The 24,933-nt window shown below is 26.7% G+C and carries 28 protein-coding genes, 5 tRNA genes and 1 other annotated feature; of the genes, 2 read left to right on the forward strand and 31 right to left on the reverse strand.

Annotation, left to right across the window (positions count from 1 at the left end; all coding sequences use genetic code 4):
- Positions 1–39: 39 nt before the first annotated feature.
- From rbfA to T314_RS0103605, 5 genes are read right to left on the reverse strand one after another with little or no spacing between them, the layout of a single operon-like run.
- Positions 40–390, reverse strand: coding sequence for a 30S ribosome-binding factor RbfA (gene rbfA / locus T314_RS0103585; protein WP_029512232.1), 351 nt, complete (start codon positions 388–390; stop codon positions 40–42).
- A 27-nt stretch (positions 391–417) separates the two neighbouring features.
- Positions 418–1,068, reverse strand: a complete 651-nt coding sequence (gene mtnN, locus T314_RS0103590) for a 5'-methylthioadenosine/S-adenosylhomocysteine nucleosidase (protein WP_029512233.1) — start codon at positions 1,066–1,068, stop codon at positions 418–420.
- Positions 1,068–2,177, reverse strand: a complete 1,110-nt coding sequence (locus T314_RS0103595) for a nicotinate-nucleotide adenylyltransferase (protein WP_029512234.1) — start codon at positions 2,175–2,177, stop codon at positions 1,068–1,070. Before T314_RS0103595 ends, mtnN begins: the two co-directional genes overlap by 1 nt.
- The gene (locus tag T314_RS0103600; RefSeq protein ID WP_029512235.1) at positions 2,167–2,706 is read right to left on the reverse strand and encodes a tRNA (cytidine(34)-2'-O)-methyltransferase; all 540 of its coding nucleotides are present in this window, start codon (positions 2,704–2,706) and stop codon (positions 2,167–2,169) included. The genes T314_RS0103595 and T314_RS0103600 overlap by 11 nt, the downstream gene beginning before the upstream one ends.
- 1 nt (position 2,707) lies before the next feature.
- A complete protein-coding gene (locus T314_RS0103605) occupies positions 2,708–3,304 on the reverse strand; it encodes a non-canonical purine NTP pyrophosphatase (protein WP_029512236.1) in 597 nt (198 codons plus the stop codon).
- Between the two features lie 62 nt (positions 3,305–3,366).
- Between T314_RS0103605 and T314_RS0103610 the strand changes: the two genes are divergently transcribed.
- Positions 3,367–4,128, forward strand: a complete 762-nt coding sequence (locus tag T314_RS0103610; RefSeq protein ID WP_029512237.1) for a phosphotransferase family protein — start codon at positions 3,367–3,369, stop codon at positions 4,126–4,128.
- An 11-nt stretch (positions 4,129–4,139) separates the two neighbouring features.
- On the opposite strand, the gene T314_RS0103615 is transcribed toward T314_RS0103610, so the two are convergent.
- The 5 genes from T314_RS0103615 to rpmG all read right to left on the reverse strand — a co-directional run bounded on the left by T314_RS0103615 (position 4,140) and on the right by rpmG (position 8,379).
- A complete protein-coding gene (locus tag T314_RS0103615; RefSeq protein WP_029512238.1) occupies positions 4,140–5,243 on the reverse strand; it encodes a phosphatase PAP2 family protein in 1,104 nt (367 codons plus the stop codon).
- Between the two features lie 97 nt (positions 5,244–5,340).
- The gene (locus tag T314_RS0103620) at positions 5,341–6,468 is read right to left on the reverse strand and encodes an AEC family transporter (RefSeq protein ID WP_029512239.1); all 1,128 of its coding nucleotides are present in this window, start codon (positions 6,466–6,468) and stop codon (positions 5,341–5,343) included.
- A 36-nt stretch (positions 6,469–6,504) separates the two neighbouring features.
- Complete coding sequence (locus T314_RS0103625; protein ID WP_029512240.1) at positions 6,505–7,026, reverse strand: methylated-DNA--[protein]-cysteine S-methyltransferase; 522 nt, start codon at positions 7,024–7,026, stop codon at positions 6,505–6,507.
- A gap of 75 nt (positions 7,027–7,101) precedes the next feature.
- Complete coding sequence (locus T314_RS0103630; protein ID WP_029512241.1) at positions 7,102–8,175, reverse strand: aminopeptidase P family protein; 1,074 nt, start codon at positions 8,173–8,175, stop codon at positions 7,102–7,104.
- A 60-nt stretch (positions 8,176–8,235) separates the two neighbouring features.
- Positions 8,236–8,379, reverse strand: a complete 144-nt coding sequence (gene rpmG, locus T314_RS0103635) for a 50S ribosomal protein L33 (RefSeq protein WP_011183279.1) — start codon at positions 8,377–8,379, stop codon at positions 8,236–8,238.
- A 182-nt stretch (positions 8,380–8,561) separates the two neighbouring features.
- Between rpmG and T314_RS04130 the strand changes: the two genes are divergently transcribed.
- Entirely contained in the window at positions 8,562–9,623 is a 1,062-nt protein-coding gene (locus T314_RS04130; protein ID WP_029512242.1) for a lipoprotein, read from the forward strand.
- An 84-nt stretch (positions 9,624–9,707) separates the two neighbouring features.
- Here T314_RS04130 and T314_RS0103645 read toward each other — a convergent pair.
- The 21 genes from T314_RS0103645 to T314_RS0103745 all read right to left on the reverse strand — a co-directional run bounded on the left by T314_RS0103645 (position 9,708) and on the right by T314_RS0103745 (position 24,933).
- Positions 9,708–9,796, reverse strand: a tRNA-Leu gene (locus T314_RS0103645).
- Between the two features lie 7 nt (positions 9,797–9,803).
- Positions 9,804–9,879: transfer RNA gene (locus T314_RS0103650), tRNA-Lys, on the reverse strand.
- A 5-nt stretch (positions 9,880–9,884) separates the two neighbouring features.
- A tRNA-Gln gene (locus T314_RS0103655) sits at positions 9,885–9,959 on the reverse strand.
- Positions 9,960–9,964: 5 nt separating this feature from the next.
- Positions 9,965–10,048 (reverse strand) — tRNA-Tyr (locus T314_RS0103660).
- Positions 10,049–10,055: 7 nt separating this feature from the next.
- Positions 10,056–10,131 (reverse strand) — tRNA-Thr (locus T314_RS0103665).
- A 115-nt stretch (positions 10,132–10,246) separates the two neighbouring features.
- On the reverse strand, positions 10,247–11,374 hold the full coding sequence (locus T314_RS0103670) for a lysophospholipid acyltransferase family protein (RefSeq protein WP_084322506.1): 1,128 nt from the start codon (positions 11,372–11,374) through the stop codon (positions 10,247–10,249).
- A 1-nt stretch (position 11,375) separates the two neighbouring features.
- A complete protein-coding gene (locus T314_RS0103675) occupies positions 11,376–11,861 on the reverse strand; it encodes a dihydrofolate reductase (RefSeq protein WP_029512244.1) in 486 nt (161 codons plus the stop codon).
- Positions 11,854–12,189 (reverse strand): holo-ACP synthase, encoded by a 336-nt coding sequence (locus T314_RS0103680; protein WP_029512245.1) that lies wholly within the window; start codon positions 12,187–12,189, stop codon positions 11,854–11,856. The genes T314_RS0103675 and T314_RS0103680 overlap by 8 nt, the downstream gene beginning before the upstream one ends.
- Positions 12,190–12,271: 82 nt before the next feature.
- A complete protein-coding gene (locus T314_RS0103685; protein WP_029512246.1) occupies positions 12,272–12,745 on the reverse strand; it encodes a deoxycytidylate deaminase in 474 nt (157 codons plus the stop codon).
- Complete coding sequence (locus T314_RS0103690; protein ID WP_029512247.1) at positions 12,745–14,190, reverse strand: hypothetical protein; 1,446 nt, start codon at positions 14,188–14,190, stop codon at positions 12,745–12,747. The genes T314_RS0103685 and T314_RS0103690 overlap by 1 nt, the downstream gene beginning before the upstream one ends.
- On the reverse strand, positions 14,171–15,106 hold the full coding sequence (locus T314_RS0103695; protein WP_029512248.1) for an RluA family pseudouridine synthase: 936 nt from the start codon (positions 15,104–15,106) through the stop codon (positions 14,171–14,173). Before T314_RS0103695 ends, T314_RS0103690 begins: the two co-directional genes overlap by 20 nt.
- Positions 15,090–15,713, reverse strand: a complete 624-nt coding sequence (locus T314_RS0103700; RefSeq protein ID WP_029512249.1) for a signal peptidase II — start codon at positions 15,711–15,713, stop codon at positions 15,090–15,092. The genes T314_RS0103695 and T314_RS0103700 overlap by 17 nt, the downstream gene beginning before the upstream one ends.
- A gap of 19 nt (positions 15,714–15,732) precedes the next feature.
- The gene (gene ileS, locus T314_RS0103705; protein ID WP_029512250.1) at positions 15,733–18,459 is read right to left on the reverse strand and encodes an isoleucine--tRNA ligase; all 2,727 of its coding nucleotides are present in this window, start codon (positions 18,457–18,459) and stop codon (positions 15,733–15,735) included.
- 37 nt (positions 18,460–18,496) lie between these two features.
- Positions 18,497–18,711: a binding site (T-box leader), on the reverse strand.
- Positions 18,712–18,737: 26 nt separating this feature from the next.
- A complete protein-coding gene (locus tag T314_RS0103710) occupies positions 18,738–19,715 on the reverse strand; it encodes an alpha/beta hydrolase (protein WP_167321190.1) in 978 nt (325 codons plus the stop codon).
- Between the two features lie 71 nt (positions 19,716–19,786).
- The gene (gene sepF, locus T314_RS0103715; RefSeq protein ID WP_051612907.1) at positions 19,787–20,185 is read right to left on the reverse strand and encodes a cell division protein SepF; all 399 of its coding nucleotides are present in this window, start codon (positions 20,183–20,185) and stop codon (positions 19,787–19,789) included.
- 13 nt (positions 20,186–20,198) lie between these two features.
- Positions 20,199–21,389: a cell division protein FtsZ gene (gene ftsZ / locus T314_RS0103720; RefSeq protein WP_029512253.1), complete on the reverse strand. Its 1,191-nt coding sequence runs from the start codon at positions 21,387–21,389 to the stop codon at positions 20,199–20,201.
- A 14-nt stretch (positions 21,390–21,403) separates the two neighbouring features.
- Positions 21,404–22,711 carry a hypothetical protein gene (locus tag T314_RS0103725; protein ID WP_029512254.1) on the reverse strand — a complete coding sequence of 436 codons (1,308 nt, stop codon included), beginning with the start codon at positions 22,709–22,711 and terminating at the stop codon, positions 21,404–21,406.
- A gap of 21 nt (positions 22,712–22,732) precedes the next feature.
- Positions 22,733–23,659, reverse strand: a complete 927-nt coding sequence (rsmH, locus tag T314_RS0103730; protein WP_029512255.1) for a 16S rRNA (cytosine(1402)-N(4))-methyltransferase RsmH — start codon at positions 23,657–23,659, stop codon at positions 22,733–22,735.
- On the reverse strand, positions 23,659–24,114 hold the full coding sequence (mraZ, locus tag T314_RS0103735; RefSeq protein WP_051612908.1) for a division/cell wall cluster transcriptional repressor MraZ: 456 nt from the start codon (positions 24,112–24,114) through the stop codon (positions 23,659–23,661). The genes rsmH and mraZ overlap by 1 nt, the downstream gene beginning before the upstream one ends.
- Before the next feature lie 124 nt (positions 24,115–24,238).
- Positions 24,239–24,418, reverse strand: coding sequence for a 50S ribosomal protein L32 (gene rpmF / locus T314_RS0103740; protein ID WP_011183295.1), 180 nt, complete (start codon positions 24,416–24,418; stop codon positions 24,239–24,241).
- Positions 24,419–24,438: 20 nt separating this feature from the next.
- Positions 24,439–24,933: a YceD family protein gene (locus T314_RS0103745; RefSeq protein WP_023025822.1), complete on the reverse strand. Its 495-nt coding sequence runs from the start codon at positions 24,931–24,933 to the stop codon at positions 24,439–24,441.

Below are 24,933 nucleotides of genomic sequence, written 5' to 3' on the forward strand. Positions count from 1 at the left end.
AAAAAATAAAAAAATCTACCTAAGTAGATTTAATTTTAATTATTTGTTAACTTTATTTAAAATTTCTTCAATTCTATTAGCATTTTCTAAACTAGTATCATATTCAAAGAATAAATCTGGTACTGTTCTTGTATTTAATTTATGTGCTAATTTCATACGAATTGTTTTTTTATTTTCTTCAAGTTCACTTACTATTAATTCTTTTGTTATTTCTTTATTTAACGGTAAGAATGATCAATAAATTTTAGCTATTTCACTATCATTTGTTAATCTTACTTCAGCAATTGAAAGTGCTCTTAAAACATCGTTTTTCATTTCTCTTTCAATAATAATTGTAAGTTCTCTTAAAATTGTAGCTTCTTTTCTACCTTTAATTTTGTGATTTGCCATAAATCCACCTCGAGTTCTATACTATTATTATAATATTTTTTTCAAGATTTCCAAAATTTCTTTTCCAGCTATCTTAATAAAATCGTTAAATTGAACATTGTTTGTGTTTTTTTCTCCAATTACATCACTAACAATTTTTATTACACTAAACTCTTTTTCAAACAAATAGGCTGTTTGAGCATATGCAAAACATTCCATATCTAAAACACTAATATTATCTTCAATTTTATTAATAAAATTTTCAACTTGTTCAGTTGAGTGGATAAATATATCTGATGAAGCAATATTTTTTATTTTTGCTTTACTGATAGTCTTAATAATATCTTTATTACTTGTTTTATAATATTTTGGCATTCTTGGTACTTGACCATAAGCATAACCAAATGCAGTCGCATCAGCAACACTGTTATAGACTTTATCAATAATTAAAATATCACCTTGTTTCAATTCTTTATCACAACTACCGCTTGTTCCAATATTAATTATTGAATCTATATCGTATTTACTTAAAATATATGACAATTGAGCAGCTGCATTAACTAAACCAATTCCAGTTATACAAAACATAATTTCTTCATTTTTATAAATTGTAAATTTTTCATTTTCAACTTTATTTAAATTGTAAAAAGCAATTGAATCTTGCAATTCTTCATGCATAGCTCCTATAATTAATTTCATTATTTTTCTCCTTTTACATAAAAGTTATAAGTTTTTAAAAGTTTATCACCAATAGAATCTATTCCATGAGTTTTAATTGCAACTTCATATTGGTTTATTAGTAATTTAATAAAACCATTTTTTAAATTTTTAAAACATTCTTCTCGATAATATTCAACATTTTCATAATCTCGTTCTGAACTTATTTTATCTGCACAAAAAACAATCATATCTAATGTTGACATATTTTCACAACCAACAGTGTGATTGTAAACTGCATTAATTATTTCTTCATCTCTAATTAATCAATCATATTTTAAATGAAACGCACCTGTATATGAGTGTCAAACAGGTTTTGGTTCAACTATTAATTCTTTTTCATACTTATTAATGTATAAAGTTTGCTTTTCATCTGTTCATCTTTTAGTGATATCATGCAATGTACCAGCAACTTTTGCTTGTTGAGGATCTAAATTATTAATTTCAGCTAGTTTAGCTGCCATTTCTCCAACATTCAAGCAATGTTGATATCTTTCTTCATCCATAAATGGTTTCATTCTTGTTTGAAGATATAACAAGTGATAATTTATATAATGATTTACTTTAGGTGTTAATAAATTCAATTCTTCAAGATTTCTTATTTTTGTTGAACTTAAGAAATTGTTATCAAAATGATAAATAGGTAAACTATATTTTATTGCAACATCTTTTTTATATTCATGACTTCTTTCAAACACAATAAAATTAACTAAATTAATTAGTTCGTCAAAATTATTTCATTCTTCTAATCTATCTAAATTATCTGAACCAATAACAAAAGAAAAATCATATTCTGGATACATTTTTTTGAAATGTGAAACTGTTTCAAAAGTTGTTGTAACTCTTTGATTGTTCATTTCAAATTGATTAATTTTAATATAATTTTCATCTTCAAAAATAAGATTAAGTAAATTTAATCTTTCTTCATTTGAAGTTTTTGTAGAAGATTTAAAAGGATTTAAAAATGTAGGTATTATTCAAACTTCTTCATAACCAAGTTTGTCATGACAAGTTTTTGCCATATTAAAATGATCAGTATGTACAGGGTCAAAACTTCCACCAAAAAGTGCTATTTTTTTATTATTTTTCATCTTTTCATCTTTCACTCATAATATAGTCTTTACCTTTTTGTACTTCTGTTTTACTTAATGTTGGATAATCTCATTGTCTTAATATTTCATAAGCCACTATTCCTACTGTATTAGCAACATTAATGCTTCTAGTTTGAGGTGACATTGGAAGTCTAAAAGTATTTTCGTAGTTATCTTTAATAATTTGTTTTGGTATACCTGTAGATTCTTTACCAAACATTACAAAAACAGGCTTTTGATATGAATTAAAATCAAAATCACTATGTGGTTTTTCACCATATCTTGAAATACAAAATAAATCGATGCTTGGATTTTTTTCACAAAAATCTTCTCAGTCATCATATAGTTGGTATTCAACTAAATCAAAAGTACCAGCACTAGCTCTGTTCATTTCTTCTTTTTTAAATATAAAACCTAGAGGCTCTATAATATGTAACTTAGCATTTGTAGCAACACAAGTTCTAATTATTGCTGCTACGTTTTGAGCTATTTCTGGTTCATATAAAACTATATTAACTTGTCTTTTCATTTTATTTAATTTCCTTTTCAATTATTTTTTTAATATCATTCAATGCATAAGCTCTAGCTGAACAATTAATTTTATCTTCCTCAGTTAAATCAGCACAATAAACATTAAATGGTTCAGGTTTAAAAATATAATCATATCCAAAAGTATGATTTGATACTTTTAATTCCTCGCCCATTAAACCTTTTGTGATTCCTAAAGCTTCAAAACTTTGATTTTCTTCATAATTGCAAATTACAATAGCAGTTTGCATGCTCATGTTTTTATTATCTGAATCTTTAGTTTTTTCCATTATCATTTTACATATCTCTTTAAAATCAGTTACAGGGTATGCTCATCTTCTTGAATAAACACCTGGAAATCCATCTAGTGCATCAAAAAAATATCCAGTGTCATCACCAATGGCTCAACCTTTAATGTATTTTGATAATGCTTCAGCTTTAATCTCTGCATTTTCTAATAATGTTGCGCCATCTTCTTCTGGTTCTACATATTCTGGTAAATCTTTAACACTTTTTATTTCATAATCAGGTAATAATAATTTAAATTCTTTGATTTTACCCTCATTATTGGTAGCTATTCATAATTCTTTTTTATTCATGACTGCCTTTCTGAGATAATTTGATAATATATATTATATATTTTAGAGGTTTAGGTATAAAAATGAAAGCAGTTAGTGGTTTAAGTAATAAAATAATTGTAAAAGAAAAAGTTTTAGTTAAAGAATCTTATTCATATGTTGATAAATACCTTGACAGAGACAATGAAATAAAAATTTATGAGCAATTAAGTCATTTAAAAAATGATTTTATGATAATACCTTTTGAATGAAAAATAAATAAAACACAAATGGTATCTAAAACTGAATTTTTTGATAATGCCATAACTCTTCACGAAACAGATATCTGTGTTAATAAAATGAAATCAATAATTAAAATAATTAGTAAAATACATAATTTAGAATTGATTGATATAAAGGTATTTAATCCTAAAGAATTTTTAAACTTCTTTATTAAAAATACAAAAAAATGTTTATTTGATTTAGACTTTATTAAAGATCAAGTTAATTTAATATTAGTTAATTATTGAAGTGATAATTCTAAACCAGTCTTTTCTCACAACGACTTAGTAAAAGGGAATTTTATTAATTATAAAAAAGGGTGAAAAATAATTGATTTTGAATATGGTATGTATAACCACTATTTATTTGATTATGCTAGCTTTATAAGTGAATCTTTAAATAAAAAAAGATGGAATGTATTTTTAAATTTATTAAATTTATCTCAAGCAGAATTAAACAAAATAACTGATCTGATCTTATATCAAAATTACTTATGGATTTATTGAGCCAGTTATATGTTTGAACAAACTAATGATCAAATTTTTAAAGACATAGCCAAAGAAAAATTTGAAAATATAAAATAAAATCTTAGCTTTTAACTAAGATTTTTTTTGTTTACTATTTTATTAACTATAACTATAGATAAATAAGAACAAATGATAATTCACATTCAAGTAAATGTTGTATCAGTAAGTCAATGACTTCCGTTAATTAAAAATGATATAACTAAAAATAACTGATGTACAAAGAATAAATAAATAGCAGCTATTTTTCCTTTTGATAAATTGTTAGGATTTTTAAAATCAATTATGAAAATGAATGCAAATCCACACATACCCATTTGAGCCATGTGCCCTGATGGAAAAGCATTAGCATCAAATAATTTTTCAATTGATCAGTCTATTTTACCTGGGTTACCAATTAAACCGTTAAATATTCATCATGGTTGAAAGACATCGGGTGATTTAACTCAATTTGGATTAAAAATTATAGCTATTCCATATTTCTCTTTAAACATGTTTACTCTTTCTTTTAAAACAACTTCCATTAAGTTATAGTAATCTCTTCCCATTAATATTTTTAATGTTCCAACTAAACCATATGCTAAAAAGAAGAAAACGATTATTTGTATACATTTAATTCAATATTTATTTTCATAAAAAAATGGTTTTTTAAATCAAACTAATTTTGCATATAATAATATACCCAATAATATTCCAAATTGTAAAACAGTTATAAAAACTAGCAATATTCTAAAATCTTTTGCACTAATAAATTTTTTAATATCAAATTCTAGTATATTTCCATCAATAGTTTCAACTGTTTTGTTAAATTTTCATGAACTATCAACTTTTAAAAACATAAAAATAAATCAAACAATTAGTATCACTGCAAAAAAGATTCAAGATCAAAAATCTTTATCTAACCCCTTTTTCTTATTTAGGTTTATTAAAATATATTCTATTATGATAAACGCTATTAATGCAAAAACAATATATAAATCTGTATACCCTGATTGTAAATAATAAATTGAAAGATATTTTATGAAGTCAATTTTTAATAACTGTGCAAATATTTCCATTATTTCATAATCATAAAATGAAGAAAATATAAAAAAGAATAAGTTTAATAAAAAAATACCTATCAAAGGATAAATTATGAATTTATTTATTTTATTGTTTTCTTTTAAAAATTGCATTCTTTATTTATAACTCCTCAAGACCATCTTAAGTTTTATTGTAGACAAAAAAAAAAAAAAAAACACTTTTTTGTCTAAAAAAAGTGATTTTGAGCTTCTATGAGAATAAACCTGTAGCACCAATAGCTGATGAAACAAGTATTCAAAATGGTATTGTAATAATACTTGTTAAGATTGTTAAAGTACCTACATGAGATGCAATTTTTGGTTCTTTATTATAAATAATTGCATAACCTACAATTGTGTTTGCTGTTGGTGAAGCTATGATTGCAACACATAATACAAATGCTAGTGAAGTTATACCTTTTCCAGTAACCGCTTTAAGTAATAAACTAAATATTATGAATAATACAACACATATTAATGGTGTAATTATATTTTTTACAAATGTAGCTCATCAAACTAATCATGATTGGAAAGATTCTTTAATTTGACTTTTTGCTAAAACAGCTCCCATTGAGAATCATGCAAGTGGACTAGCTAATGGAGCTAATATACCTAGAACTTGACTTAATCCTGGAATAAATTTATCGATTCTACTTATCGAATAATATGTGTTATCTATGTGTATTACTTTAATACCTGGAATTAATTGAAATAATCATAAAAATATCCCAATTAATGTAGCTATAATAACAGGGTTTTTAAACACCTTAAGCATACTTATAAATGAAGTCTTTTGCTTTTCTTGTAATAAACTATTTTGTACTTCATTTTCATTATATCTTTTCTTTTTCATTATATTATCAGCTGCTGAATACATAAAAATTCAAAAACCAATTAAAAATAATGATGAATATAAATCTATTGATTGTTGTTGATCAGGTGTGATTGCTTTGATGATCATTACACCAAAATAAACTGCTGATGAAAAAGCAACACTCATTCCTAAAGTATCTTGTAATGATTTTGTTTTACCTATGAAAAAATATTTAGATCCAAAAGTTAAACTTGTATAAAATATCAAACCTATAACTGCTATGAAAATAGATTCTCAAATATAATCAGTATTTATATCTATTAAAAAGCTTTTAAGCGCTAATGCAGGTAATGCTGCATATAAAATTATCTTAACAACAACTTTTTCTCAATCAGCAAAAATAAGCGTTTTTCTTTGAAATATGAAACCTATAAAAATAATAAACGAGGCAGCTATTAGAATACTTCAAAAATTAAAATTTGATAATACATCTACCATAGCTTTCATTGAACTACTATAAAACATTTTTTTCTCCAAAACTATATTTATATTAATTATAAACTATTTTATTTTTTGATTTTCCAGAGTTAATAATTTTCGCTTTCTTTCAATTCCGCAGTTATAGCCTCCCAAACTGTTATTTGAATTTATTATTCTATGACAAGGAATTAATATAAGCATTAAATTTTTCCCAATTGCATTTGCTACTGCCCTTGATGATTTATGATTGCCTATTCTTATAGCTAATTGTTTATATGAAATTGTTTTTCCATACGGAACTTTTAACAGTTCATTTAACACAAGTTTTTGAAATTCAGTTCCCCTAATTAAAAATGGAGTTTTAAACTTTTCTAATTTACCTTTAAAATACAATTTTATTTCATTATTTAGTTTTTCATAAATTACAGTATTATTTTCTTCAATGTCAGAATCAAACTCTTTTTTTAAATCCAATATTTCTTTTTCTAAATCATTTTTATCAGCAAATTCAAGTAAATACAATTTTTCATTGTCAAAAATAGCAATCATTCTCCCTATTTCAGTATCAATGTATTTTTTAAATAATTTTATCTTTTGTCTCATAACTCTTTTCCTTAAAACAATTATATTATTTATTATTTAAAAATCAAAAAATGAACCCAATTAGGTTCATTTAAATTAAAATTTTAGTTTTACTAATTCTCTTGTTGCTGAAGTTAGCATTCTATAACCATCTTTTAAAACTAAGATATCATCTTCAATTCTAACTCCACCTAAACCTGGGATATAAATACCTGGTTCAATTGTTAAAGTCATGTTTTCTTTTAAAATAGTATTTCCTGCAGCTGATGCATATGGTTCTTCATGAATTTCAACTCCATAACCATGACCTAAACCATGAGTAAAGTATCCACCATATCCTCTTTTTTCAATGAAATCATAAACTTGTTTATGTATTTCACCAGCATTAACACCTTCTGAAACTAAACTTATTCCTAAAGATTGCGCTTCATAAACTGCATTATAAATATCTTCTAATTTTGCATCTATTTCACCAATTGCTATAGTTCTAGTTTGATCTGAGCAATATCCATTGTAATAACATCCCATATCAATAGTTACAAGATCTCCAATTCCAATTTTTTTGTCAGTTGGAACAGCATGAGGCATACTTCCATTAACACCAGATGCAATGATTGTGTCAAATGATATTTTTTCAGCACCTTTTACTAAAAATTCATTATCAACGAATCTTTGTAATTCTTTTTCAGTCATTCCTGGTTTTACATATTCAAGAATAGCTTCAAAAACTTCATTAGTTATATCACAAGCTTTTTGTAGTTGTTCAATTTCTCATTCATCCTTAACAATTCTAATTTCTGAACAATTAATTGGTACTAAAGTTTGTTCTGTAAAAATAGATGCATATTTTTCAAATTCTGCATAATGAACTCAATCAGATTCAAATCCTAATTTTTTAACATTATGTTCTTTTAGTATTTCTTTCATTTGAACAAATAAATTGTTTGAAAATTCTCTTATTTCAATATCTTTTGGAATATTATTAGAATTTCTTGCAGCTGTTATATATCTTCCATCAACTAATAAATAACTTTTTGTTTTTGTTATCAATAAGTAACCTAATGAAGACTTAAATCTTGAAAATCAATATCTATTTTCAGGTGAATAAAATAAAATAGCTTCAGCTGAATTTGATTCTAATAATTTATTTACTATTTCTTGTTTTTTCATACTTACTCCTTGTTTGTTATATATTATTTTGCCACTAAATAAAAAAATAAAATAGTAAAACTATTTTTTTTGTTTATGTAATTCGTGTTTGTTGCAGTTACTGCAGAATTTTTTAACTTCTATTTTTTCTTTTTTCTTATCGTTTTTACCAATGTAATTTTCATTTTTACATTCTGTACAACGTAGAATATATTTTTCACGCATAAACGTCACCTCACTAAACTTTTCTTGTATAGATACAATATCTATTTAATATTATCAACCTTTCCACTTTTTTACAAGTTAGATAGTCAATAAATTTATTATTAAAGATTAATTTGGTTATTTTAGATGATTTATAGTAAAATATTATTAATGATTTTAATCATTCATCTTAAGGAGGAATTATGAAGAAATTGATAGCCCTTTTAGGAGCCGTTACTTTGACTGCTTCATCAGCATCACTTGTAGTAGCTTGTGGAAATACAACTGTACCAGCTTATGATAATTTTGCAAAACTTGCTAATGCAACTAGACCAACATTAAATGAAGATGGTGGGATTGAGCAAAAAGGTTCAACTTTGGTTTACTACATTGGAGCAGAAGATAATCTTTCTTCATTATCATTTGAATATGCATTAAAAAAATCAGTTGGACTTGAAGAAAGTGCTTCATTAGATGATACATTTGATAAATTGAATGAATCCAATAGCTCAACCAATGGTTTTGCAGGAGCATTTAAAGGTATAGGTGATGTTCTTGGTTCTAGTGATACTAATGGGAAAGACGGAAACCAATTAGAAGAAACAAATGTTACATATAATAAGAAAAAAGATTTATGATATTTTGAGAATAAAACAAATTTGATGACTTTTAGTTATGAAGCAACAGGTACTGAAATTGAAATGCATGGAACAACAGTTGATACTGTTGGAGATCTTTGAACAGATAAAGCAACTAAGAAAATATTAAATGATTGAATTAAACCCTCAATCGCTAGAATGGTTTATGCTAATATAGATAAAGATTCATGAGACAAAACAAATGATAAAGATCAAATCAAAAAAGTTAATGAAGAAATAAATTCAAGAACTGAAGCTATTAAAAATTCAAAAGGTCCTTTATTCTTAATTATTAGAAATGGTGAATTCATAGGTTACTTAGAAGGATTTGAAGCTTATAATGAAGTTACGAAAAGTGGAGATAACCCAGATTTAGGAAAAAGCAATTATAATACTAATGATTTAATAGTAAATTTCACAAAAGATATGCAAGATGTTATTGATAATAAAGACATTGTAATGGATACATATATTTCTACAAATACTAATTATAATTTAAACTCTAAAGCAAAAACAAATGGATGAAAATGAAAACATTGAGATAATTGAGTTATCAGAGATTCTAAAACATCATCTGAATCTGAATCAGAAACTGGAAGTTATTCATATAATTTAAATAAATACTAAAATAGGTTTTATCCTATTTTTTATTTTGTTTTTTTAAAATTAGCAAATAAAAAATCAACTCGAAAGTTGATTGTATTTTTTAAATGGTCCCCAAGGCCAGACTTGAACTGGCACGGGAGATAAAGCCCGGTGGATTTTAAGTCCACTGCGTCTACCGATTCCGCCACTTGGGGATGTATATGGTGACTCGCCGGAGGCTCGAACTCCGGACCCACTGGTTAAAAGCCAGTTGCTCTACCGACTGAGCTAGCGAGTCAAAGTTGGTTGGGCTAGCAGGATTCGAACCGGCGCATGAGGGAGTCAAAGTCCCTTGCCTTACCGCTTGGCTATAGCCCAATAAATGGTGGAGGGGGAGGGATTCGAACCCCCGAACCGAAAGGAAGTGGGTTACAGCCACCCGCGTTTGACCGCTTCGCTACCCCTCCATTTAAATGGTGCTGACTAAAGGACTTGAACCTTCGACCTATTGATTACTAGTCAATTGCTCTACCAACTGAGCTAAGTCAGCGATGCCTTTTTTTGCTATCCTCTTTTAACAAGGACATTATTTATTTTATATTATTAATTTTAAATAAACAAGCAAAATTTTAAAAAAAATGCTTTTTTTAAAATAAAAAAAGTTGTTAGTCAACAACTTTAAATATATCTTTAAGTTTTTTCTTTTCTTTAGATTTTTTAGGTTTAGAATTTCCTGTTTTTTGGAAGTCTTCTCTATTTTTTAAATTAATTTTATTTATTGTTTTATGATCTAATAAAATTTCTTTATCAACTCATTTTTCCATGTTTTCAATAATAGCTTTTCTTGTGTTTTTTGTTAGATCTTCTGTTTTTAATGAAATATGTTTTAAAGGCATTATTGGTTTCCCAAAAACAACTTTTATTTCAATATGTTTTGGTCTTTCTTTGCTAAATACTTGGTATGAGTTAATTATTGTAACTGGAACAACAGGGGCATTAGCCATTTGAGCTACTTTTAATGCTGCTGGTTGAAATTCTCCTACTTGTTGTGAATGACTTCTAGTTCCTTCTGGGAATATAGCTAATGAACGTCTAAAGTCTACAACTAATTGTTTTCCTTCTTTGAAAGCTTCTAATGCACTTCTTGGGTTTTTTCTATCAAGTGGGATACAATCCATTAAACGAACAAATCTACCAAATTTTTTATCTTCTCATAATTCTTTTTTAGCAATAAACGCTAAAGGTTGTTGAAGATAAAAATTATTTAATGCTACAAGTGCAACTGGATCAAAGTTTGATTGATGGTTAGGTGCTAATATAACTCCACGGTCTAATCAATTTTCAATTCCTTCACATTTAACAGTTATATCAGAAACATATAAAATTCTTTTCGCTGCTTTTTTAACAAAGTTATAGCAATATTCTTCTGAAAAATATCCTGGACTTTTTAAATTTTTTTTACTTATTTTTTTAGCTTTACGCATCATGTTTCACATTGGGAATCACATGTATGTCATTTTTCAAAAATTAAGTTTTAATTTTTCCTTTTTTTTCTTTTCTGTTTTTGATTTAGTTGTTTTTGCTGAACTAACAGTTGTTATTTCAGTAGTTTCAACAACTTTAACTTCTTCAACTTTAACTTCTTCAACTTTTTTAGCTGGTTGTTTTTTAGTAACTGGTTTTGTTTCAGTTGTATTTTTAGCTGTTGATTTTGGTGCAGCTGGTTTTTTAGTTGCTGATTTTGGTGCAGTTTTTTTAGCTACTGGTTTTTTAACTTCTTTTTCTTTTGTCATTTTATTTTCTCCTATTCATGTATTCAACATAAAAGTGTTCTTTTTCCACTATATTTATTTTATCAAAATTATCATAGTTAAAGTTTTTGATATGTACATTTCCTTCAAAATCATCTTTTATTATGCTTCTAATAATTTCATCACAATCATCAAAGAATAATTCATATATTTGACTTCCACCAATAATGTAAATGTCTTTTGATGTATTCCCTTTAAATTCTTTTAAAATAAAATCTTTATTATTAATAAAATTTATATTTTCTGACATGTATTCTTTGTACTTTTTAGTATCTCTTGTAAGCACATAATTGATACGATTTGGTAAACCTTTAAAGTTCATTGACTCAAAAGTTTTACCACCCATTAAAACATTTTGATTTAACGTTGTTGTTCTAAAATGTTGCATTTCTTCTTTTATAGATCAAGGAAGTGAATTATCTTTACCAATTACTCCTTTGCTTGTTTGTGCTCAAATCATTTTAATCATTTTTCTTCACCGCCATACCAACTGAATATTTTTTTTCATGAGAAATTGAAATCAATATATTAGTTAATTCTTTATTTAAAATAACTGGTGTTTTTTCTAAGTAACCTATATTAATTTTACTCATTGGCAATACTTCATTATTTTTTAAAGTTTTAATAATAGATTCTTTTACAGCTCATCTTCCAGCTACAAACTCAATCTTCGCTTTTTTTGAAGATAGTGTTAATAATTTTTCTAACTCATCTTTAGTTAAAACTTTATTTAAAAAATTTTGTCTTAAATTAACTCTTTTGTTTTCAACAATATCAATTCCAATATTTTCAATCATAATGTATCCTTTTATTTTATTTAATTTTATCAATTAATAGCCTATAAAAAAACCTCACAGTCTAATCTTGTGAGGTTTTTTGTTAATCTATTGATATTTTTACATTAAAATTATTAATTTGCTTATATTCAATCTTAGCTGAGTCTAACATTCTCTTTGAAGCTTTAACTTCATTTGAATCTTTATATTTATCTTCAAGGTAATATACATTTTTAATTCCTGCTTGAATGATGATTTTTGTACATTCGTTGCATGGAAACAAAGTAACATAAACATCTGAGTCAGTTAAGTTTGTTCTCGCACTTACAATAGCGTTTAATTCAGCATGAGCTACATAAGGGTATTTAGTATCGATTCATTCCCCTTCTCTTGTTCAAGGGAATTCATCATCATTAACACCTCTAGGAAATCCATTATAACCTGTTGATATAATTTGGTTTAAATTATTAACAAGAATAGCTCCAACCTGAGTTGATGGGTCTTTACTTCTCATTGCGCAAACTTTAGCAACAGTCATAAAGAATTGTTCCCAGTTTAAAAAATTCTCTCTTTTCATTATAGTTTGATTCCTAACTTAATGTTTGTAATAACATCAGCAGTTGAAGCTAAATTAATTGTTGCTACAGTTGAAGGTTTTGGATATAGATTTTCATTTCATGCTCCATCTTGAAATCTACCTAATCATCCGATTTTTTCAAATACTTGATTATAATGATCAAAATCTCCACCTATTTTATTTTTTGCATAGAATTGTAATGCTGTAATAACACTATAGTTATATGCTGGTGCTTTTTTAAGAGTAACAACAAAAACTATTGCTACAACTATAAATATTAATAAGAATAATATTAAAATGTTTTCTCTTCATGTTCAGTCTTTTAGTGGTTTTTTTACTAAACCTGCAAAAATTGATCCAAAGATAATTCCTGACATCAATACTGAGAATGAACTTAATTGGTCTTGGCTATTGAAAATAGCAAGAATAATTAAAACTATTGGTCAAATAACTTTTACTTTTCCAAATTTTGCTATTGGTGATGTTTCTCCAGAAACATTCATAGCCAATATACCAACCATAATTCCAATAATTGGAAGAGAACCTGAAGTAATAGTGTATGGTAATGTTGCTGAAACAACAAAACCAAGTGTTATATACGCTAAAACAAAAGAAATAGCTAATTTTCATACATTACCGATAATAATTTCAGTAATTTTACTTATTGAGAATAATGAAGTTGTTAATAAGAAAATCATTAAAGCACTAAATACTATCCCATTTCCTGAGTCCATAGCACTAAAACCATAAGTGAAAATTCTTCATCATTGACCACCTGCAATTGTTAATGTTTGGTTTGTACCACCAAATATTATCATTGGTGCTTGTCATGCTCTTGCTGATCATTTAACTATTTGACCAGCATCATTGTATGACATACCTTCTAGAATGCTTAAGTTCATGAATAAACCAATAATAGTAAATGAAACGGGCATTATTATGAAAAAGAATAAAATGATTCATGTAAAACTAATGTTATTATTTTTAATTTTATTTAAAGCTATTTTAAAATTATTAATTTTAATTTCATCATTTAAATCTTCGTCTTGAATTATGTTTTCTTCTTTATTTTGAGTTGTTTGTTTATTATTTTTAAACTTTGAAATTAATGGTAAAAATTTTACTAAATTATTTTGAAGTTCTTCTGGAGTTGTAATAACTAGAATTTCAGTTTCATCTTCTGTTAATTTATTTTCATATTCACTAATAACAATTTTTAATTTCTTAACTTTCTCATTCATAAAGTTTTTTTGAGCAGTCATTTCAATGTTTGATCAATTTTCTGTTGAACCTTCTATTTGAAGTTCTATTATTACATACTGATTAGAATTATTAATAAATATTGCACGTGACTCTTTTATTTTTTTATCAACGTTTTTGTACTTATATTCTTTTTTCAAAAACTTAACCAATGCTTGATAAGTGTTAGATTGTTTTTCAGTCATTTTCAACCCCGCCTTCCTGAAGAATTTTATCAGTAAATTCTTTTGGTAATTCTGCTTTTAATTTTACCATTTCTTTTGTGATTGGGTGTAAAAATTCTAATTTATACGCATGTAGCATTTGACCAAAATCAGTTTGTTTCTCTGCTAACTTACCATATGAAGGGTCATTTACAATTGGATGTTTAATGAAATTGAAGTGAACTCTAATTTGATGTGTTCTTCCAGTTTCAATAGCACACTTAACTAAAGTTGTTTTGTCTAAACGTTTAATAACATCAAAATTAGTTACTGCATATTTAGAATTTTTAGAGGTAACCATCATTTTTTTTCTATCATTTTGGTGTCTACCTATCGGTGCATCGATAATTCCTTTATCTTCTTTTATTTCACCTCAAACTAAAGCTACATATTCTTTGTATATTTCATGGTTCTTCAACATTTCTGTTAATACTTGGTGAGATTTATCATTCTTAGCAACAATTAATAGACCAGTTGTTTGTTTATCTATTCTATGAACAATTCCAGGTCTCTCAATACCACCAATTGTACTTAAGAATTCAGCATCTCTTCCCAATAAAGCATTAACCATTGTTCCTTCTGTGTTTCCAGCTCCAGGGTGAACAACCATGTTATTTGGTTTATTAACAACCAAAATATCATCATCTTCATAAACAATATCTAAATCAATTTTTTCTGGATTTATTGTTGATGCTTTTACTTCAGGAATATTAATTTCTATTTCAATATCTCCAATTAAATTAAAATTTTGTTTTGTTTCAACATTACCATTAATTATTACATTTCCATCTTTGATTAAAGTTTGAATGTAACTTCTTGAATATTCAGTAGATTCAGCTAAAGCATCTACTAAGTATTTGTCTAACCTTACTTTTTCAACATTAGCTTTTAATTTCATTTTTATCTACCTCTTTATTTATTTCTTTTTCTTTTTTTGGTTTAAATATGTTGATCATTTCTATAATGAAACACACTGCTCCAATTCCAATTCCAATATTGACTCACATGTCAGCTAAATTAAATATATAGCCTGAAGAGCCTAAGAAGTCAAAACCTCACACAAACATATCTACTACTCCACCATAAATTTCTTGGCCATCTCTTATAGTAGCTGGAGCTCAAGCTCTTGCTAATAAGTTTGCAAAACCACCAGCCAGTAATATTGAACAAGTGATAATTCATTTTTTATCATTTAAAAATATAAATACAATGATTAGTAATGTAACAAATAATGTGGCTAAAGTTACTGTTTTAGCTAAACCATCTGCATAATCACCACGACCATAAGCAGAACCTAAATTTATTTTGTATTGAAGATTTAAAAATCCATTTATAAATGTTTTTGAGTCATTTTCTTTCATTGTTGCAACAACAACTCATTTAATTATTCAATCTGAAAGTATCAAAAAGCTCATTATAGGGGTTGCTACAATAAGTTTAAATTTTCATTTAAAATCATATGATTTTAATCCAAAAATTAAATTAGATATTTGATTTTTAAACATAACTATCACCCCTTAATGCTTATAATGATTCTACTACTGAATTACATCTTTCACAAATTTCATCATTTATTAGTGTGTCAAATATTCCTCAACATCTTTCACATTTTGCTCCATTTTTAAGTTTTACACCAACAGATGCAATTTTTTGTTCAGATAATCCAGAACAATCATTTGTGAAACTTAAAGAATTAACAATAAAGATTTTTTCTAATTCAGTTGTCGATTCAATATTTTTAAATTCATCTTTTAAGCAAACTTTAACTGTTGCTTCAAAACCCTTATTAATTATTTTTTCTTCTCTTGCTATTTCTAAAGCTTTGTTTACATCATCTCTTAAAATCATAATGTTATTTCATTTTGTTACGAATTCATTTGATTCAATAAAGTCTTGTTTCTTATTATCTAATAAGTGAATTGAATCAGTTTTATTTAAATTAACCATTGCTTGGTAAACTTCTTCGATTGTATGAATTAATATTGGTCTTAATAAATCTATTAGCATTCAAAGTTGTTCATATAAAACTGTTTGAACTTGTCTTCTTCTAATTGAGTCTTTTTTCTCAATATATAAAATGTCTTTAATAAAGTCTAAGTAAAATGAAGATAAATCTTTAGTTACATAATTAACAACCAAATTATAAACTTGGTTATATGATAAATTATCATAAGCTTCACTAGCTTTATTTTTAACAACACTTAAATTATTAAGTGCATATCTATCTACTTCAGTTAAATTTATTTGATAATCCTTACTTGGATCAAAATCAAATAAATTAGCTAAAATAAATCTCATAGTATTTCTTATTTTTCTATAAGATTCTCCAATTTGTTTAATAATTTCAGGTCCAATTTTTTGATCATCAGTATAATCTGTTGAAGCAACTCATAATCTTAAAATATCTGCACCTTGTGTATTAGCAAACTCAATAGGATCGATTCCATTGCCTAATGATTTAGACATTTTATTTCCTTTTTCATCAACAGTCATTCCGTGAGAAATTAGTTTTTTATAAGGTGACTTACCTGAGTAGATAGTTGAGTTAATCATTGATGCATTAAATCATCCACGATACTGATCATTTCCTTCTAAATATAAATCATATGGTAATGGTAAATTTTTAAATCTTTCGCTTAGTGCAATTGCACTTGAACCTGAATCAAATCAAACATCTAAAATATCTTTTTCTTTTCTTAGGTTTTTATTTCTATAAGCTTCTGGTAAGAATGTATCTGCTGGTTTATCGAATCAAGCATTAGTTCCTAATTCAGCTATCTTATCAATCGCAAATGCTAATATTTCATTATTAAGAACTAACTTATCATTTTGATCGTAAAATGCAACGATTGGTACTCCTCATAGTCTTTGACGTGAAATAGTTCAATCTGTTCTATCTTCTAATACTTGATATAGACGTTTTTTTGCTCATTCAGGTTTTGTTGTTATTTCATCAACATTTGCTAAAATTTGATTTTTAGCTCTTTCTAAACCAATGAATCATTGTGATGTACAACGGTAAATAACAGGTTTTTTAGTTCTTCAGTCATGTGGATATGAGTGAGAAACAAATTTTAATTTTAATAATCTTTGTTTTGCTTCTAAATCCATACCAACAAGTTTATTAGCATCTTCGTAGAATACTCCAACAAGTTTTTCATCAAATTCAGCAATTTCATTTGTGAATTTACCTTGATCATCAATTGGAGCAAATGGTTCTATACCATGTTGTTTAACAATTATGTAGTCATCTTCCCCAAATCCACCAGCGGTATGAACAATACCAGTTCCAGCTTCATCAGTAACATGATGTCCAATTACAACTTGATTAATTTTTTGTTCATATAATGGGTGAGCATATTTAACACCAACAATTTCAGGTCCTTTTAAAGTATCTAAAATTTCAAATGTTTCTCAACCAATTTGTTCTGCAACTTTATTAACTAATGAAGATGCTAAAATAAATTTTCTATCATTAGCTTTAACAATGTTATATTCAATGTTTTCTCCAACAGCAGCCATTTGGTTTGAAGGAATAGTTCAAGGTGTTGTTGTTCAAATAACAATTTCAGTATCAGTATCAATTTTTGCATTACCTTCAACAATTTTCATAGCTACAAAAATAGTTGGTGATTTAACATCTTTATATTCAATTTCAGATTCAGCTAAAGCAGATTCACTTGAAGGAGATCAGTAAATTGGTTTTAATGCTTTGTAAACCATTTCTTTTTCATACATTTTTTGGAATAGTCTTAATTCACTAACTTCAAAATCATGAGTTAATGTAACATATTTAACATCGCTATTAGAAAAAATACCTAAACGTTTAAATTGATTAGCTTGATTTGCAACTTGTTTTAAAGCGTAGTCTTTACACATGTCTCTAAACTCAACTGCTGGAGTTTGTTTACGATCAATCCCCATTTTTGTTACAGCTGTTTCAATAGGCAAACCATGAGTATCTCAACCCATAATGAAAGGAGCTAAATAACCATTAGCATTTTTTCATCTAATTATCATATCTTTCAAGGTTTTATTTAAGGCATGACCAATGTGTAAATCACCATTTGCATATGGTGGACCATCATGTAACATAAATAAAGGTTTTCCTTCATTTAGTTTTTGTTTTTGATCATAAATTTTCTTAGCATCTCACATTTCTTGAATAACAGGTTCTTTATCTTTTAAACCTGCTCTCATATCAAAATCTGTTTGACCAATTAATAATGTATCTTTATAAATGTTTTTCATTTTCTAATCTCCTTTAAAAATAAAAATCGCCCCTTGTATAAGGAGCGATTAACCGCGGTACCATCCTAATTAATAAATTAAAGCTTAATTTATCATCTTCAAGGTTTTAACGGTGCCACCGCAGAATTCTACTCAATTTAATTTTTCTTTTCTGTTGAAAAAAGGTGATATCTTTTAAATATTATTACTAGTTTACACCAACCACTAGCTCTCTTTGAATAATTAATTTAAAAAACTTGTCCTTTAGTTTTTATAATAATATTTTATATTATTTTTAATTAAATTTGATGTTTTTTAACAAAATCTGTTGTTCTTAAAATGTAATCTTCAGTAAACTTAATAATTGATTTAGTATGATTAATTCCTGTATCATAAATAATTAATTCATTCACTTTAGATTCTTCTATATTGTTTTTAACATCTTGCATTTTAAAACTATCTAAAAAGTTTGTTACTCTATCAAATCTGTTATGAATATACATAATAGGTATATACTTATGTTTTGTCTCAATTAAATTAATAAAATCAAGTTCAACTAGATTAACTCCATATTCATTTTTATATATTTTTAACATGTCTTCTAAAACCAAGTTAACATAATTCTCAAATATTTTTGGAGCATTATTTGCAACCATTCTTCTTAGAAGTTTTGAAACTGACATATAAGCTGAATCTGATATTGCTCATTTGATATTATTTTCCGTAACAAATTTTTCTTCTGTTAAAGCTAGGTAGTTAACTGTAAATCCACCCATGCTTGTTCCAACAAGACCAATTTCTTCTGGTTTATAATTTTGTGTTACTCATGAAATAATTGTCATTAAGTCTCACTTTTCTTTATAACCTCAAGTTACAACATCAGTATCACTTGATCCATGATTTCTAAAATCAAAAGTTATTATGTTGTACCCTAATGAACGATAGTGTCAAGTTAAATATAAAACATTGAATCTTCCTGAATTGAATCCATGAACACCGATTACTCATTTATTGCTTGGCTTTGGGTTTAATCATACACTAGCAACAATTTTTACGCCATCTTTTGAAAGCGTCGTGAAGTTAGCTGTTGGGCTTTTATATTCTTTTATTTTTAATTTTTTATTTGAATTTCTATTAGTTGAATTAAAGTTATTAATTGTTTTAACAAAATTAATTTTTAAACTAGCTGCTTCTTCACGTTGTTTAATTGTTTTGGAAAAACTTGAATTTCACATTTGAATCATTTTATGAGCTAAAGTTGAATATTCTGACATAATAACCTCTTTTCTATTATTTATATTTTACTATAAACATACAAATAAAAATGAAATAAAAAAATAAGCATTGCTTATTTTCTAATTAATATTTTGTAAATGTTACCTTCAATTTTTTTGTAGATACCATCATTAATGTAAATAACACCTGATATGAAATCTATAATTCTTCTTTTTTCTGCTTTTTCTAATCCTGAAAGATCAACTAAAACAATTTTATTAATTTTTAATTCATCTGCAATTTTAGCTGCATCAGAAAATGAAGTAGGTTTAATAATTTCAGTTCTTTTAGAAGGAATATCTTGATTGATTGTGTTTAATTCACTTTCATTTGAATATTCAACTTCTTCTTTAGTTGTTGAATCTTCTTCATCATACATACTGTATCCATTTACATCGTTTAAAGCTTGATCTATTTCCCCTGATTCAAGTTTTTTAGTTTTTATTTTATCTAGTAGTTCTTTAATTTTCATTTTCATTCTCCTACTACTTCAAGAATGTTGGGAAATCATCTTCAGTATCATCTGAATATGTTGATGCACCGCTATTTACAGAATGCATAGTTTGGTGAGCATGTAGAACATCTTCTTCAAATGAAGTAGACGCTTTTTGTTCTTCTTCGACATGAGTTGACTTGTATAAACTTGAAGTTCTTAAATTTGCAAATGTTGAAGTTGCGTTTGATTTTGTTCCTAAGCTTGCTGATGATTTAATCATTTCTTCATCAAAACCAGTAGCAATAACAGTTACAACTAATTCATCTTTTTCAGTTAATTCTTTATTAATAGCTACTCCAAAAACAATGTTTACTTCTGGATTATCAATTGCTTGGTTAACAACATCAACAACATCATAAGCATCATTTAATGAGATACCTTCTCCACCAGTAACGTTAACAATAACATCTTTTGCACCAACGATTGCTGCTTCAAGTAAAGTTGATGATATAGCATCATTAGCTGCTAAGTTTGCTTTATCTGGACCTGTTCCTAAACCAATTCCAAATAATGCATTACCTTTTTTAGACATAACTGTTTTAACGTCAGCAAAGTCTAAGTTAATTAAAGCAGGAACTGCAATTAAGTCTGTAATTGTTTGAACACCTTGTTTTAATATTGCGTCAGCTTCAGCAAAAGCTTCTTGAATAGGTTTAGCACCAATGAATTCTAATAAGCGATCATTTGAGATAACAATTGTTGAATCAACGTATTTTTTTAATTCAATGATTCCTTCTTCTGCAAAAGTGTTTCTGTATTTACCTTCAAATCTGAATGGTTTAGTTACAATAGCAACAACTAAAGCTCCTGTTTCTTGAGCAATTCTTGCGATAACTGGAGCAGCACCTGTTCCAGTTCCTCCACCCATTCCAGCAGTTACAAAAATTAAATCAGCACCTTCTAAAGCAGCTCTTAAATCGTTTTCAGATTCTAAAGCAGCTGTTTTACCTACTTCAGGGTTTGCTCCAGCACCTAAACCTTTTGTTGATTTTTCTCCTAAAATAATTTTATTAGGAACGTTTGATCCTGCTAAAACTTGAGCATCAGTATTTGCAATATAGAAATCAACACCGTGAGCACCTTGCTCAAACATTCTTGAAACGGCATTGTTTCCACCACCACCAACTCCAATAACTTTGATCTTGGCTTTTTGGCTAAATTCTTGTGTATTATTATTCATTTTGTTTTCTCCTTTTATGCTTCTACTTTATCTATTAGTATACCATCATTTTTCAAATATAATTGTCCGCTTGCTTGATTTTGACCGCCAAAATCATCAAAAAACGCAAATTGCATATTAATAACATCATTTTTAATTTTTTGTTTTTTAGCTTTAAATTCGTCAAATATAAATTTGCTTGTAATTTTGCTTATTAATCCATAACTTTCAAAGTGTTCATTGTTTTTTAGAGCACCAATAACCTTTACTTGATTTACATAGTCTGAAGATACTTTTGCTTCAGAAATTAAAGAAACACCATTTGGAATTTCTTGGATTAAACCAAAGTTAAATATTGGTGTTACATAGAAATCAATTTTTTCTTTTACAACGAATGATTCTTTAATTTCTTTGTATGCATTTTTAACTGCTTTTTTCACTATTAATTGAATTTGTTCACCTGATAATGTTTTTGAAACTAAAGAATTCTTAAATTTTAGAAGTACTGTTTTTAAAATATTTTTTGAATCGAAGTTAATGTTGTTATATAAATAATGTTGACTCATTTCATCACTAAGTCCAAATTCATCTGATATTTTTTTAATTATGCTATTCATACCATCGTTTGTTGATGCATATTCAACAAATGCACCTTTTTTAAATAATCCAGCTTCAATATGATCTTCTTTTCAATCAACAACTATAATATCGCTTTCATCTTTTGAAGGTCTTTGAATTGAGTTATATAAAGCTTCAAGGTTTGTCATGTATGAATCTTTACCTTCTTCAACTTTTTCAATAACATTTTTGTGTGATTCATAAACTTTTTTGTAAATTGATTTAATTGAAATTATTAGTTCGATTTCTTTACCTTGAACATTTAATTTATTAACTTCTTGTTTGTTTCCATCAATTTTTACTTGAACTAGTTCAATATCTAAGTGATATGCGTTATTTGATTGTTGTTCTCTTTTAACTATCTTTTTAAAACAATCATTTACGTATTCTTCTGTCATTAATACTGGTGTTTCACTTGAAATTGTTTTTTTCTTTGTTGTAAAACTATAAGTTGAACTTGGAACAACCATAAAAATTTTATTATCTTTTAATTCTGATTGTTCTTTAACAATTGATTTAATCATTGCAGATATATCTTTTTTTAATAAAGTTGAAATAGAATCTCTAACAACTCCATTTTCATTTAAAAAAGTAGAGTTATTTTTAGCTTCGATTTCATTTTCAAAAATTGAAATAATATTGCTTTTTAATACTCTATAAGCATTAATTTTAACTACACTTCTTCTTATTTCTACTGTTGTAAATGTTTTATTATTTTTTAACATAACTCTATCCTCTTTTTTTCTTTATTTTTTCTCAATTACTCAAAGCTTTGCGCTATGACTTCTATTATTATTTTCTACTTCTGTATTTGTGGGTTTTAATGGCTTTTTAAACAACAGTTTAAAGTCTTTTGATGATTCAATTTCATATGGTAAATTACTTAAGTAAAATTGTTGTTCATCAAGTGTATATTTCTTAAATATGTTTTTAACAACTTTTTCTTCTAATGAATGGAAAGTTATAACAACAACCCTTCCTTTTGGTTTTAATAAATTTAAACTTTGTTCTAACGAACTTTCTAAAGTTTCCATTTCATTGTTAACTCTTATTCTTAGAGCTTGAAATGTTTTTTTAGCAGGATGTTTTTGCTGTTTTAATATTTTTGATGGTAAAGATTTTTTGATTACACTAACTAATTCAAATGTTGTATTTATAGGTCTTGAAAGAATAATATTTTTTGCAATTGATCTTGCAAATTTTTCATCACCATAATTTCATAAAATTTGTTCTAGTTCTTCTTGTGTATATTCGTTCACTATTTTGTGAGCAGTTAGAGAATTATTAGCTCTATCCATTCTCATATCAAGCGGACCATCAAATCTATAACTGAAACCTCTTTCTGCCACATCAAATTGTGGCGAAGAAACTCCTAAATCATAAAGAATACCATCAACCTCGAAAATGCCTTGCATTGCCAACATTGCTGAAATGTTAACGAAGTTTCCTTCTAGTATTTTGAAATCGTTACTAATTTTTGTAAGTTTTTCAGTTCCTTCTAAAATTGCTGTTTCATCTTGATCAATTGAAAATAATTTACCATCTTTTAATTTTTTTAGAATTTCGCTTGAATGTCCAGCTCTACCAAGAGTACAGTCAACATAAATTCCATTATCTTTAATATTTAGATACTCTATTGATTCATTCAATAATACTGGTATATGTTTTTCCATTATTTATTTAAACCTTGATAAATTGTTTCAGCAATTTCTTCCATTCTGTCGCTGTTATCATTTTGATAATTGTCATATGCTTTTTGATCTCATATTTCAACTCTGTCACCCATACCAAGTATGTAAACGCTTTTTTCAATGTTAGCCAGCTTCAATAAGTTATTAGGAATTTTAATTCTTCCTATCTTATCGATTTCAATTTCATGTGTATTGGCTATAATCTCACGAGTTATCATCCTTGTTTCTTTATTAAAAGAAGAAAGATTTAATATTTGAGAACTTCACTTTTCAAATTCTTCTTCAGTTCTCATTTCTAAACTTCCCTCGAAGCCCTTAGAAACATAAACTGTTGAGTTTAAAATCTTGTTTCTCATTTTTGAAGGGATGGTAAGTCTTTGCTTATCATCCAGATTATGATCATATGTTCCAAAGAATAACATACCACTTTCCCCCATTTCTTCCCACTTTATAAATATATATTACTATATTTATTTAATTTTGTTAATAAAATGAGTTAAAAAAGTTAAAAAAACACAAAAAAAGATGAGGCTAACCTCATCGTTTTATTATTAAGAGAAATTAATCTTGAACAGATTTAACTTCTTTTCCTTTATAGAATCCACATTCTCTACAAACTCTGTGTGGTTTAATCATTGACCCACAGTTTTCGCATGAAACTAAATTAGAAGCTACTAAAGCTAAATGACTTCTTCTTTTATTTTTAGCAGATTTACTTGTCTTTCTAAATGGTACAGCCATCTTAAAACCCCCTTAACATTTTATTTTTTCTTGAACTCATTTAATTTATCTCATCTATGATCTACTTTATTTTGTTCATTTTGATGAAATTCTTCCTCGGACATAATTGTCCAACCAAATCCAGTCTTTTTTATTATATCACTATTATTTGACAAATTAAAAGGTAAATTTATATTTATTTGTTCTATTACATAATTTTGTACATCAAATTCTTCACCAACTATAATGTTAGCTTGATCGTTTATAGAATCAGAAAAAGAATATTCATCATTTCAATCAATTGAATCAGAGTATTCAAACTCCTCTCCAGTTCTTGAATCAATAGCATCAAGTGTAAAATTGATAATACCATTAACTGCAACAGTTTCAATTGAACTTATTCAATCAACATCAATATCATAATCTAAATACTTAACTTTTTTCACTAAAATGTTATTAAGTTTTATTGATTCCAAATCATTTATTATTTCTGTTAATTCTGTATGTACTTGTTTTTCAAAATATTGTTTATTCAT

This window comes from Mesoplasma grammopterae ATCC 49580 (assembly GCF_000701525.1).
GTDB classification, from domain to species: Bacteria; Bacillota_I; Bacilli_A; order Mycoplasmatales; family Mycoplasmataceae; genus Mesoplasma; species Mesoplasma grammopterae.